Consider the following 12,663-nt stretch of genomic DNA (forward strand, 5'->3'; position numbering starts at 1 on the left):
GCCTATTTCTCCGCCAGCAGTGTCGGCAGGAGTTGGTCGAGCGCGGCCTCGTCCAGCATCCTGCCACCTGCGCCAAAGCGAGCGCGCAGGCGGCCATCGCGGCCATAGACAAGCGTTTCGGGTAGAGCCGACGGGATCGCGCGCGCTGGAATCCCGGTATCGCCGGCGCGTATCAAGGCAAAGCCGACATTGGTCACCGCAGCGCGGATCTTTTGCCGACTTGCCCCCGAATCAAGCGCTACCCCCACGATCTGCACACCATGGGCATGTCCGATTCGATCGAGCAGGGGCATTTCGACCCGGCACGGTACGCACCAGGTGGCCCAATAATGGATCACCACCACCCGATGCGCTGCGGGATCGACGCGCAAGGCAGCGCCATCCACAGTAGTCCCGGCAAATGCAGGCAATTGCGGTGGAGCAGCGCCGCTCAGCGCCAGCATCGCTGCGAGCAGGCCAGTTACGCGCCGCACCGCTTCAGCGGCTCCAGCCCCGTACGGTGGCAAGCAATTGCTCGACATGCGCAATCGGGGTGAACTGACCGATGCCATGGCCAAGATTGAAGACATGCGGCCGGTCGGCAAAGGCATCGAGCACGCGCAGTGCCTGCCGCTCCTGCTCCGGCCCACCCGCAAGCAATAGCAGCGGATCGAGATTGCCCTGCACCGGCAAGCCTGATGGCAATTCACGCGCGGCCCACAGCGGATCGATGGTTTCATCGACGCCCACCGCATCGACTCCGGTTTCCCGCGCATAGGCCGCCAGCTTCTCGCCTGCGCCCTTGGGGAAACCAATGATCGGCACATCGGGGTAGCGCGCGTGCATCGCGCTGGCGATGCGGGCATTGGGCGCGATCACCCAGCGTTCGAATTCGGCAGGAGCCAGACTGCCTGCCCAACTGTCGAACAGTTGCAGCCCTTCAGCCCCGGCTGCGGCTTGCCCGGCGAGGTATTCGATGGTCACTTCGGTGATGGCATCGATGATCGCCTGAAACGCTACTGGATCGCGATAGGCCATGGCGCGCGTGTCGTGATGATCGCGGCTGCCCTCGCCTGCCACCATGTACGTCGCCACGGTCCAGGGGCTGCCGGCAAAGCCCAGCAGCGTGGTCGCAGCGCCGTCTGTGGCGGCCAGAGCATCCCTGACCAGCCCGACTGTCCGGTAGATCGGCTCAAGACGCTCAGGCACGCTCTGGAGGCTCTCCAGCGTGGCATCGAGCAGGCGTGGCGACATGCGCGGCCCCTCACCCGCCAGAAATTCCAGATTCTGGCCCATTGCATAAGGCACGATCAGGATGTCGCTGAACAGGATCGCCCCATCAAATCCAAAACGCTTGATCGGTTGCAGCGTGATTTCTGCAGCAGCCTCGCTGTCATAGACGAGTGCGAGGAATCCGCCTTTGTCGGCGCGAAGGGCGCGATATTCGGGCAGATAGCGGCCAGCCTGACGCATGAGCCAGATCGGGCGGGAGGCAAGGTTTTCACCCTGCAAGGTGCGCAGCAGCGGACCGGGCATCGTTCTTCAATCCAAATAAATAGATTCTTAGAATCTGGTTGTTGGAGTCTGTTGGCCCTGTGGATAGCGGGGACGACGCGGCTCTGCCCGATTTGTGCGGAACTTCCCACAAAAACTTCGGACGCCGACTCTGCACGGTTGCGTGGGCAAGGCAAAGTTCTACGCACTTTCCACAGCCTGTGGTTAACCCTTTCCACCTGTGGTCAACGCGTGGCGGGAAGGACTCGTGTCGGGCACGGAATCGGCGTGGCAACTTGTCGTCGGCTTTATCCCGTGGTTTACCTTCAGCCTGTCCACAGCTTCATCCCGAGGCTGGAAAAACGGGGCTTCATGCAGCGGCTGCACCTTCATCTCCTGTCGGACTCCACCGGCGAAACGCTTGAAATGATCGCCAAGGCGGCGCTGGCCCAGTTCGACGAAGCCGATGTCGTGCGCCATTTCTGGCCGATGGTCCGTTCGCAACAGCACCTTGATCGGATCATGAGCGAAATTGCCGCCAATCCGGGGCTGGTGTTGTTCACACTGGTCAGCGACGAGATGCGCTCGCGGCTTGAACAGCGCTGCGCGACGCTTGGCCTGCCGAGCGTCGCGGCGCTTGATGCAGTCACGTTGGCGCTCGAGGAGCAGCTCGGCATGGAAGCCAAGGGCCGTCCGGGCAAGCAACATGCCATGGACGAAGCCTATTTCCGCCGGGTGGATGCGATTCAGTTCACGATTGCGCACGATGATGGCATCGGTTGGGACAACTGGGAGGAAGCCGATATCCTGCTGGCAGGGGTTTCACGCAGTTCCAAGACCCCAACGTCGATCTACCTTGCCAATCGCGGGTACAAAGTGGCCAATATCCCGATCGTGGTCGAAAGCCCGCCGCCGTCCAATCTCTACACCGTGCGCAGGCCGTTGATCGTGGGGCTGACCACCAGTCCCGAGCGGTTGATCGCAGTGCGCCGCAACCGTCTGTTATCGTTGAACCAGGCGCCCGAAACCGCCTATGTCGATTCCGAACAGGTCAACCGCGAGGTCCAGTATGCCCGCCGTCTGTTTGCCGACAACGGCTGGCCGGTCATCGACGTTTCGCGCCGATCGATCGAGGAAACCGCAGCGGCGGTGATCAATCTGTACAACGAGCGTATCGCCGCCGGGGGCGATGCCGCGCTGGGAGGACGTCCCCTGTGAAGACTGCTTTTGTGAAGGTTGTTGCGAAGAAGGCCTTGCAATCATGATCGTGCTGGCCTCGCAAAGTGCTTCACGCAAGGCGATGCTGGCCGCTGCCGGGGTGCCGTTCGAAGCGCGATCCGCCGATGTCGATGAAGGCGCGATCAAGCGCGAACTGATCGGTGTGCCCGCTTGCGAGATCGCGACGATCCTCGCCGAAGCCAAAGCGCTGGCAGTATCGGTGGCCACGCCCGGACGGCTGGTGCTGGGCGGGGATTCGCTGGTCGAAGTGGCCGGTCGCCTGTTCGACAAGCCCGTCAGCCGGGAAAACGCCGTCGAACACCTCGAATTCTTCTCGGGCAAGACGATGAACCTGCATTCGGCAGCGGTTCTGTTCCGCGATTCCGTGCCCGCCTGGCGGCACTGCGAGCGCGCTGTGCTCAAGGTACGCACATTGTCTGCACAGTTTATCGACAGCTATCTCGACAGCGAATGGCCCGCCGTTGCCGGTTGTGTCGGCGTGTTCCGGATCGAAGCGCTCGGTGCGCAACTGTTCGAGCATATCGACGGCAGCCACTTCACCGTGCTGGGCATGCCATTGCTCGCGCTGTTGCGCGCGTTGCGCGATCAGGGTGAGATGGTGGCATGACCGTGCGTCCGTATGCCGAAGTGATCGGCGATCCGATCGCTCAGTCGAAATCGCCCGCGATCCACGGCTTTTGGCTGGAACGGCTGGCTATCGATGCCGACTACCGCGCGGCTCACGTTCGCTCACATGAATTGGCAGACTATCTTGCCGCGCGGCGTGACGATCCGGCCTGGCGCGGTTGCAACGTCACGATGCCGCACAAGCAGGCGGTCATTGCACTGATCGACCGGCTCGATCCGCTCGCCGCGCGGATCGGCGCGGTCAACACCGTCATACCCGAAGCCGGTAAACTGGTCGGCTACAATACCGATGCACCGGGCTTTCTGGAGCCGCTGCGGCCTCTGCTCGACCAGACTCATCTGTTCCGCATGGCGCGAGTCATCGGCACCGGCGGTGCTGCCCGGGCGATTATCACCGCCTTGGCCAGCGAAAAGCTGATGATCGTGCTGGCCGGGCGCAATCCGGCCAAGGCGCGGGCACTGCTCGACGAGCTTGATCCGGGCGGCGAGCACCATGTCGCCGATCTCGGTCACTTTGCCCCGCCGACCGACTTTGCCTTCGATGACCGCGCCGGGTGTCTCGATCTGGTGGTCAATGCCTCGTCGCTCGGGATGGCGGGTCAGGCGGAACTGGCCTTCGATCTCAGCCATGCGCCGCCCGGGTCGGTGTTCTATGACATCGTCACGAGCCCGCTCGATACCGATCTGTTGCAGCGCGCTCGTGCCGCCGGATTCCGCACGATCGATGGGCTGTCGATGCTGATCGGGCAGGCCGATCATGCCTTCCGACGCTTTTTTGGTGCCTTGCCACCACGCGGGGAAGCCGACGCCGAACTGCGTCGCCGATTGGGTGCGGCATGAGCGCGGCGCATCCCGGCCGGCCCTTCATCCTTGGCCTGACCGGTTCGATCGGCATGGGCAAATCGACCGTTGCCACGATGCTGCGTGAACTGGGTGTTCCGGTATTCGATGCCGATGCCGCGGTTCATCAGCTTCAGGGGCCGGATGGTCCGCTCTTGCCCGAGATCGAGGCGGCCTTTCCCGGAACAACCGGGCCCGAGGGGGTGCGTCGGGCCGAGCTGGGCGCGCAAGTGTTCGGCAACCCGGAAGCCCTCAAGCGACTCGAGGCGATCGTCCACCCCGCTGTCGCCCGCCTGCGCAATGCGTTCCTGATCGAGCATGCTGGTCAGCCGCTGATCGTGTTCGATATTCCGCTATTGTTCGAGAAAGGCCACGGCGCGGGGCTCGATGCCGTCGCGGTGGTTTCCGCCCCGCCAGAGCAGCAACGCCATCGTGTGCTCGGACGGCCCGGTATGACCGCGGAGAAATTCGCGCAAATCCTCGCCTTGCAAGTCCCCGATGCGGACAAGCGCGCGCGCGCCGATTTCGTCGTCGATACGGGTGTCTCGCTCGACCAGACACGGCAGGCTGTCGGAAACCTTGTCGAACAGATCCGGGAAAAAAACCGCCGCTGAAGCCTTGCAAGGCCAACAGCACGGGTCCATCGTCCCCCGAATGCGAGAGATCGTTTTCGACACCGAAACCACCGGGCTTGATCCCAGAAGCGGCGACCGACTAGTCGAGATCGGCTGCATCGAAATGGTCAACCGCGTGGCTACGGGCGCAATATTCCATGCTTATTTCAATCCAGAACGCGACATGCCGGCTGAGGCAGAGGCGGTCCACGGATTGTCGATCACGTTCCTGTCCGACAAACCCAAATTCGCCACCCGCGCGGCCGAACTGCTCGACTTTCTGGCCGATTCGCCGCTGGTCGCCCACAATGCCGGGTTCGACTTCGGCTTCCTGAACACCGAACTGGCGCTGTGCGGCCTGGGTGAGATCGGCCGCGACCGCATGGTCGATACCGTCGCGATCGCCCGGCGCAAGCATCCCGGCGCCAAGCTCAGCCTAGATGCGCTGTGCTCGCGCTATGGCATCGATCGCAGCCACCGCACCAAGCACGGCGCGTTGCTCGATGCCGAATTGCTCGCGCAACTCTATGTGGAATTGATGGGAGGCCGCCAGATCGGCCTCGAACTCGCGGCCGATGCTGCCGTGGTGACGCGTGGCGAAGTGACCGCGCCAGCCACCCCGTCGGCAACGCCGCGCAGCTTTCGCGCGCCCCGGCCCCATGCGGCCAGTGCGGCGGAACGGGCCCGGCATGAGCAATTCATGGCGGGTTTCGGGGATGCGCTGTGGAATCGCTCCTGATTTGAAGGAGCAATTCTGCAGCCCCATGCTCAAGGAGATGGACTGATGGATATTCGCGTTTCGGGACACCAGGTCGAGACCGGCACCGCGTTTGAAGCCCATGCGAACGAACGGCTGGCGGTCATCGTCGACAAATACTTTTCCCGCGCACTGTCCTCGCACGTCACGCTGGGCAAGGCCCCGCACGGCGGTTTTCGCTGCGACATCGTCACCCATGTCACGCAGGGCCTGATCCTCAAGGGCAGCGCGGTGGCGCAGGATGCCCACCTCGCGCTCGACCAGTCAGCCGACAAGATCGACACCCAATTGCGCCGCTACAAGCATCGCATCAAGGATCGCCACGAAACCGCACTCCACGCCCGCCGCCAGGAAGAGGCGAACTTCGTGATCGAGCCGACCGGTCCGTTGGAGAACGCGGCCTATACCGTGTTCGTGGTCGAGGACGATGATACCGACGAGCCCGCCGACGCGCCGCTGGTGATTGCAGAAACCCGCGTCGATGTGCCCACCGCAACGGTTTCGGACGCTGTGATGATGCTCGACTTGCGCAACACCAATGCGCTGTTGTTCAAGAACGCCGGAACCGGGACTCACAACATGGTTTATCGCCGCGGTGACGGCTCGATCGGTTGGGTCGAACCGTCCAAGTGATCCATTGGCCACCGCAGGGCCGGTCCCGCATGACCGGCCCTGCATGACTGGCCCAGTATGGCTGGCCCAGTATGACTGGCGCCGTCGGCAAGGGATGACGTCCGAGCGCTACAAAGGCGGCATTCGGTGCTTGCACAAGCGCCCGAACCGGCGCATTGGGCAGCCCAATTGATCGTGCCCTGTCGCACGTTGGGGCTTTACCAGTCCATGTCTGCTCTATTTTCCATTGATTCCCAAGCTGTTCGCATCGTTCGAGCCGAAACCAAGCAGCAGATTTTCGCCGAACTCTCCGCCTGCTTCGCGCAAGTCTACGGGCTTGATCGAGAGCATGTGCTTGAGCGTATCGAAGAACGCGAGGCTTTGGGCAGCACTGGCTTTGGTCGGGGTGTTGCCATTCCGCACGCCCGCATCGAAGGGCTGGCGCGGCCGGTTGCGGTGTTTTTCCGTCTGCAGAATCCGGTCGAGTTCGCCGCTGCTGACGGAATGCCGGTCGATTGTGTCTTTGGCCTGCTGTCTCCAGATCATGCCGGCGCAATCCATCTTCAGGCGCTGGCCGCGATTTCCCGATTGATGCGCGATGATCGCATGCATGAGCGGCTGGTTTCGGCAACCGATGCCGACGCGCTTTATGCCGTGCTGGTCAACGTCCTCGATCTCGACGCGTCCTAGGGCGGACGAAGCGGGTGATCGACGATTCCCGCCTGCCTGCACGGCTTGAAGTTGGCGGGTTGCTGCGGGCGTGCGAATCAGCCGGGGGCTTTGCCACGGTGCTACGCAAGGGTGATCCTGATAGCGGTACGATTCTGGTAATTGTCGTTGATTCCAAAGGGCTTGGCGCACTTTTCGAACGCTTGCCCCAAGCCGATGGGCCACGCCTGTGGCAGGAAATCAGGCATCAAGAGGCTGATAACAAACAGGATTTCGAGGAATTCTTGCAGCGTCGGGCGAGTCGCGATCCGGATCTGTGGATGATCGAACTTCTCATCGCGGACTCGGCTCGTTTCGACCTGAACCGCAGGTGAAGGCATTGACTCGCCCCGAAGCCCCCAGCATGGCAATCCTCTGACCAATGCGCAGGCGGCGTTCATGGGCACAAGGCCCGGAACGACAGCACGCAGACGGGGGGCCAAGGGCCGGGTAAACGCCGCGAATTGCGGCACCATGATCGCTATCGTGGTGCTCGCGCGCAGCGCTCCCGGAGCCAAAGCTCACCGCCCGATCTGGACGATACGTGAGTAGATCCCTTCGCATCGCGAGTGCCATCAGCATCACCGCGACTTTTTTTGCAGCGCTCCTTGGCACCACCGGTGCAGGCGCTGAGTCTACCCGCCAGCAGGCCACAGACCTGCAGGTGCTGGTCCGCGAAGCGCCAGGCGCATCGCCGGTGACATCACTTTCCGATCAGCCGACCGTGCGTGTCGAGCAACAGGATGGTGTCACGCCAAATCTACAATCCATCGACAACGCGGCAACTCTCACGCTTTCACCGCCGGCTGCTTCGCTAGCCGCTGCGGTTGATGCCACGCCAGCACCATCTGCGCTGTCCGACGAGCTGCACTGTCTGGCCACCGCCATCTATTTCGAAGCCAAGAGCGAGACTCTCGCCGGGCAGCTGGCTGTTGGTCGCGTCGTCGTGGCCCGCGCCCGCTCGGGCCGTTTCCCCGCTTCATATTGCGGTGTCGTGCTGCAACCTTCGCAGTTTTCGTTTGTTCGCGGACGCGCCTTGCCCGCAGTCGATAGTTCGAACCGCGGTTGGCTACAGGCTGCCAAAGTCGCCATGATCGCCGATAGCGGCGCGTGGAAAAGCCCGGTCGAAGGCGCGATGTACTTCCACGCGGCACGCGTCGGCCCAGTGTCCGGCAAGACCCGGATGGCGCGCATCGACAACCACGTATTCTATCGTTGAACCGCACCGCCGGCGCGTAGCCGGGCTGTGCGATCAGCGCTGCATGCAGGGGAGGGGCCTTCGGAATGACCGGAGGCCCCTTTTCGGTGTCGGTTCAGACGCGTCGTGTCATTGCCAGAGCCGAGACCGAGATTGCGCCGATCGGCCCGGACAGGTCGTGCAACCAGACCAGACCGCTGGCTACACCGTCAGTCGAACCATGCGGGGCCAGTTCATAGCCGAGCCATTCACCCACGGGTAGCCGGTGCAGATGCACCGTGAAATCGGTGTTGACGAAGTCGATCCCCTGTTCACTGCTGTGCGAAAGCGGACTGGCGAAATCGGCGGTCAGGAATACCCGGGCAAAGGGTGTAAGCGGCGCTCCGGCCACCACCTCGCCCGCAGCGCGCAACCATGTCTGCCGCGCATTGGCGGGCGCCAACTGGCCCAAAACCGGCGGATTGCTGTCTTCGGCGCGGCTTTGGCCGGGTGACGTACGATCGAACCGGGCGTGCCCTGCAGGGATCGGTCGCGCGTCCCAGCGCCCGAACTGCTTGAGCGAAGGCAATGTCTCGGGATGGGGCGCGGGCCAGGCTGGCGCTTGCCACACCGGGTTGGCGGGCTGCTGGCTGGTGCGGAGCAACTGGCAGACAGCGCGCGCGCACAGTCGGCCATCTTGTATCAGGCTGGCTTCGACCAGCCTGATACGCCCGCCTTCGTGCAGCACCGTCGTATCGACGGTCAGGGGCGCGGCAGTTGCCATACGCACCATGTCCACGCCAAAGCGTGCGGGAACCCAGCTTTCGTCTAGATGGTCATGTTCGATTACATGGCCGAGCAGCGAAGCCATGGCTGATCCGCTCAATGTGCCCTTTTGCCAATATCCGTGTGCGCTCCGTGTGGGAACAAAGACGTTATCTTCAATGGTATAAAATGCCTCAACCACGCAGACGCTCACCCCGTTCACCCCGAAGGTGAGGGTTTAATTGCACGATTAAGGCTGAAAGGAAAGGCCCGCCGAACGGCCGGGCCCTGTCCTGCCTCAGTGACGGAAGTGGCGCATGCCGGTGAACACCATGGCAAGACCGGCCTCATCGGCGGCCTTGATCACTTCGTCATCGCGGATCGATCCGCCCGGCTGGATCACGCACGTTGCCCCCGCTTCGACCGCTGCGAGCAAGCCATCGGCAAAGGGGAAGAACGCATCGGATGCAACGGCCGAGCCGACCGTGTGCGCCTGCGCCCAACCGTGCGTTTCGGCGGCTTCCTTCGCTTTGGCGGCGGCAATGCGCGATGAATCACGGCGGTTCATCTGGCCAGCGCCGATACCGGCGGTCACGCCTTCGCGCGCGTAGACGATCGCGTTCGACTTGACGTGCTTGGCGACGGTCCACGCGAACAGCGCGTCTTTCAGCTCCTGTTCGCTCGGTGCGCGCGCGGTCACCACCTTCAGGTCAGCCGGATCGAGCGCGCCGTTGTCGCGGTCCTGCACCAGCAGACCTCCCGCGATGGGTACGGTGACCAGACCGGCGCGCCTGGCATCGGGCAAGGAATCGACGAGCAGCAGGCGCAAGTTCTTCTTGCGCGCAAACGCGGTCCGTGCGGCGTCATCGGCACCGGGCGCGACCACGACTTCGGTGAAGATCTCGCAGATGGCGCTGGCGGTGGGACCGTCGAGCGGTACGTTCGTTGCTACGATACCCCCGAATGCCGAAACCTGATCGCAGGCCAGTGCGGCCTGCCAGGCATCGAGCAAGGTGTCGGCGCTGGCCACGCCGCACGGGTTGGCATGCTTGACGATGACGACGGTCGGCTTGGCCCCGGCGAACTCGCCAATCAGCTCCAGTGCGGCGTTGGCGTCGTTATAATTGTTGTAGGACAGTTCCTTGCCCTGCACTTGTTCGGCCTGCGGCAGACCGGTTTCGGCGGGGCGCCGCGCAACATAGAGCGCGGCCGACTGGTGCGGGTTCTCGCCGTAGCGCAATGCGGTGACGCGCGTGTGGGCACCGGCCAGTACCTCGGGGAAATGCTGCTGTTGGTCGACCCGCGCGAACCATTGCGAAATCGCTGAATCATAAGCGGCCGTGGCGGCAAACGCCTTGGCAGCCATGGCGCGGCGGAACCCTTGCGTGGTGGCACCGTTGTTGCTTTCAAGCTCCGCCAGCAGCGTGGCATAGTCCGCCGGATCGGTCAGGATCGTTACAAAGCCATGGTTCTTGGCCGCCGACCGGACCATCGAGGGACCACCGATGTCGATGTTCTCGATCACCTCGTCGCGCTCGGCCCCGCGCGCGACCGTCGCCTCGAACGGGTAGAGGTTGACGACCACCAGATCGATCGTCGCGATGTCATGGTCGGCCAGCGCCGCTGCGTGCTCGGCATTGTCGCGCACGGCCAGCAGGCCGCCGTGGACCTTTGGATGCAGCGTCTTGACCCGGCCATCCATCATCTCGGGGAAACCGGTGACTTCGGAAATGTCACGCACCGGCAAACCTGCTTCGCGCAAGGTGCGGGCGGTCCCGCCGGTGGAAACCAGATCGACGCCGCGCGCGGCCAATGCCTGGCCGAGTTCGACCAAACCGGTCTTGTCGGACACCGAAAGCAGTGCCCGTTTGATCTCTACAGTGCTCACAATGCTATCCTGTCTATCGCATTTTCTTGAGCAGCCAGGAGAAGGTCTCCCCGCTGCGCGGAATCTTGGCCGCGACGACGAGCTGCCTGATGCCGACCGGGCGACCTAGCCCATCGGCCCAGATGCTTTCCTCGACAGTGACCGGATCGCGCCCCGAACGGAACTGCCAAAGGCTGCCATCGGGAAGCGCGAGCGTCACGCCAAGGCCGTCCTGACCTTGCGCCAGCTCGATATGCGGACCGAGGTGGAAGCGCAAGGCTACGCCGATGGTGCCACGCTTGCCTTTGCGCCCAGTCGGGACCAGCACGTCCTCTCCGCGCAGCTCGGTGCCATCATCGCGCAGGATCAGCACGCGACGGTGGGTCAGCCCGTACCGCGCGACATAGCCGTTGTGGCTGGCTTCCAGCCGGGTGGCTCCGGCATTGCCGCCCTCTGGCGCAAGCAGGCGCCGGTCGATCTCGACCTCGGACACGCCGCTGCCCAACTTGCCGTTGATCAGCACGGCGGTGGAGTTGAAATCGTCAATCGTTAGCGTCGAATGAGCGGCGGTGGCGCGCAGCCCTTGCGCCAGACGATGCGGGATCAGCCCACCGGCTACTGCTGCGCCGCCGCAGTTTACGATGAGCCGGTCGGCCCCATGACTGAACTCGAACGCCAGGGTCGAGGCGCAGCCTTCGCGCGCGTGGCGGCTGGCGGGCGGTGGGGCGGCGTCGAACTGCAGGATGGCACGCTGGGCCGAAACGCGCTGATAACCCCACTGCCGCGCGTCGCGCAGCGGACGGGTGCGCACGCCGCTGGCACGCACCAGGCCCGAAATACGGTGTGCTGAAACCGCGCCGCTGCCTTGCCACGAGCCGAGCGCGCCATCGCCGTGAAGCATGGCCAGCAGCGGCGGTACCAGCAGCGCCAGGATGGTATCGATCTGCGGCGGGGGATCGCTGCGCACGGCGGCGTAGCAGGCCTTCAGCGCCACCAGCAGTTCGATCGCCTCGATCTGACAGAGCGGGCTGCGCGACAATACCCCGCCATCATCGCCCACCAGATCGCCCAGTGCGCGGATCAGGCCCGCCTCTCCATACAAACGGCGCGCGCGGCCGTCGGCGAGCAAAAGCCCCGCGGCGGTGATGCCCACCCAACCTGCGACCTCACCCAGTTTGTCCTTGGCGCGGCCGATATGACGATCAAGCCACCGCGCGGTCGAGGCCATGGCGCCGAGCATTTGCGCGCGGAACTTGCGATCGGTTCCGGACAGCAGCAGCGGCGCGTGTACCAGCCAGGCCAGCAGCCGGTGCCCGGTATGGCCGACATCCCATGCAGGCGTCGCGTTCGGTGCGGGGTTGGCCGCGAGCCATGTACCGGTGATCCGCTCAGCCACTGCCGTGCATTGCGCGCGCGGCGCGCAAGCATCGAGATCGGTCAGCCAGCCGAAGCCATGGATGAGGCGTTCGAATGGTGGCGAAAGGCGTGGCCCGGAAAATTCGACATCGGCGATCGGAGCCTTGACCCCGTGGAGCAGGAAATGCCCTGCGCGTAACGCGGTGCCCGCCGCCGGATCGCCCTGCAGCGGGCTGCTGACCGTAGCGGTGATGCGGGGGGCCGTGCGCTTGCGGAAGGGATTGATCGCGCTGGCGGGCAGGCCCACCGCATAGGCCAACCGGATCAGTCGTTCCCCCGCGCCAACGGCCGGAGGAGAGAAATCGGCGAGGGCCAGCGCGCGCCCCGGTTCGATCACTCCGGTTTCGATTTGGGCTGCTTCGATCTGGGCGGTTTCGAAAGGATCCGCATTGCTGGCCGACTTGCCGGTCATGCGCGGCGGGGTTCGCGCTTCGCGTCGCAGGGGATCGATCCCATCCCCGAGGGGCAGCCCACTGCGATGAGGATCGGCACCGCTTGCGCCGTCGTTTGCGGCCCCGCCAGAGCCATCGGGATCACCCCGAACGATGGTGAGGCGGGGTGATGCCAT

Annotated in this window: 14 protein-coding genes; 9 read left to right on the plus strand and 5 right to left on the minus strand. The window is 64.0% G+C overall.

Going from position 1 to position 12,663, the window contains the following annotated elements:
- Positions 1-2 precede the first annotated feature (2 nt).
- Positions 3-473 carry a TlpA disulfide reductase family protein gene (locus LDN95_RS03565; protein WP_226016241.1) on the minus strand — a complete coding sequence of 157 codons (471 nt, stop codon included), beginning with the start codon at positions 471-473 and terminating at the stop codon, positions 3-5.
- A gap of 4 nt (positions 474-477) precedes the next feature.
- A complete protein-coding gene (gene hemE / locus LDN95_RS03570; RefSeq protein WP_226016242.1) occupies positions 478-1,515 on the minus strand; it encodes a uroporphyrinogen decarboxylase in 1,038 nt (345 codons plus the stop codon).
- Positions 1,516-1,845: 330 nt separating this feature from the next.
- On the opposite strand from hemE, the gene LDN95_RS03575 reads away from it, so the two are divergent.
- From LDN95_RS03575 to LDN95_RS23275, 9 genes are all read left to right on the plus strand, one after another.
- Positions 1,846-2,691, plus strand: a complete 846-nt coding sequence (locus LDN95_RS03575) for a pyruvate, water dikinase regulatory protein (RefSeq protein ID WP_226016243.1) — start codon at positions 1,846-1,848, stop codon at positions 2,689-2,691.
- 43 nt (positions 2,692-2,734) lie between these two features.
- Positions 2,735-3,319: a nucleoside triphosphate pyrophosphatase gene (locus LDN95_RS03580; RefSeq protein ID WP_226016244.1), complete on the plus strand. Its 585-nt coding sequence runs from the start codon at positions 2,735-2,737 to the stop codon at positions 3,317-3,319.
- Positions 3,316-4,179 carry a shikimate dehydrogenase gene (gene aroE / locus LDN95_RS03585; RefSeq protein WP_226016245.1) on the plus strand — a complete coding sequence of 288 codons (864 nt, stop codon included), beginning with the start codon at positions 3,316-3,318 and terminating at the stop codon, positions 4,177-4,179. The genes LDN95_RS03580 and aroE overlap by 4 nt, the downstream gene beginning before the upstream one ends.
- On the plus strand, positions 4,176-4,793 hold the full coding sequence (coaE, locus tag LDN95_RS03590) for a dephospho-CoA kinase (RefSeq protein ID WP_226016246.1): 618 nt from the start codon (positions 4,176-4,178) through the stop codon (positions 4,791-4,793). The genes aroE and coaE overlap by 4 nt, the downstream gene beginning before the upstream one ends.
- Positions 4,794-4,833: 40 nt before the next feature.
- Complete coding sequence (gene dnaQ, locus LDN95_RS03595; RefSeq protein ID WP_226016247.1) at positions 4,834-5,532, plus strand: DNA polymerase III subunit epsilon; 699 nt, start codon at positions 4,834-4,836, stop codon at positions 5,530-5,532.
- Between the two features lie 45 nt (positions 5,533-5,577).
- On the plus strand, positions 5,578-6,183 hold the full coding sequence (hpf, locus tag LDN95_RS03600; protein ID WP_226016248.1) for a ribosome hibernation-promoting factor, HPF/YfiA family: 606 nt from the start codon (positions 5,578-5,580) through the stop codon (positions 6,181-6,183).
- Positions 6,184-6,390: 207 nt separating this feature from the next.
- Positions 6,391-6,852, plus strand: a complete 462-nt coding sequence (locus LDN95_RS03605; protein ID WP_226016306.1) for a PTS sugar transporter subunit IIA — start codon at positions 6,391-6,393, stop codon at positions 6,850-6,852.
- Between the two features lie 14 nt (positions 6,853-6,866).
- Positions 6,867-7,205: a DUF1491 family protein gene (locus LDN95_RS03610; protein WP_226016249.1), complete on the plus strand. Its 339-nt coding sequence runs from the start codon at positions 6,867-6,869 to the stop codon at positions 7,203-7,205.
- A 209-nt stretch (positions 7,206-7,414) separates the two neighbouring features.
- Entirely contained in the window at positions 7,415-8,089 is a 675-nt protein-coding gene (locus LDN95_RS23275; RefSeq protein ID WP_226016250.1) for a cell wall hydrolase, read from the plus strand.
- A gap of 94 nt (positions 8,090-8,183) precedes the next feature.
- On the opposite strand, the gene LDN95_RS03620 is transcribed toward LDN95_RS23275, so the two are convergent.
- The 3 genes from LDN95_RS03620 to LDN95_RS03630 form a co-directional block, all read right to left on the minus strand.
- Entirely contained in the window at positions 8,184-9,035 is an 852-nt protein-coding gene (locus LDN95_RS03620; RefSeq protein WP_370631640.1) for a thioesterase family protein, read from the minus strand.
- 75 nt (positions 9,036-9,110) lie between these two features.
- On the minus strand, positions 9,111-10,700 hold the full coding sequence (gene purH / locus LDN95_RS03625; protein WP_370631641.1) for a bifunctional phosphoribosylaminoimidazolecarboxamide formyltransferase/IMP cyclohydrolase: 1,590 nt from the start codon (positions 10,698-10,700) through the stop codon (positions 9,111-9,113).
- A 13-nt stretch (positions 10,701-10,713) separates the two neighbouring features.
- A complete protein-coding gene (locus LDN95_RS03630) occupies positions 10,714-12,663 on the minus strand; it encodes a heparinase II/III family protein (protein ID WP_226016252.1) in 1,950 nt (649 codons plus the stop codon).

It is taken from the genome of Novosphingobium sp. FKTRR1, from assembly GCF_020404405.1.
In the GTDB taxonomy this organism is placed as follows: domain Bacteria; phylum Pseudomonadota; class Alphaproteobacteria; order Sphingomonadales; family Sphingomonadaceae; genus Novosphingobium.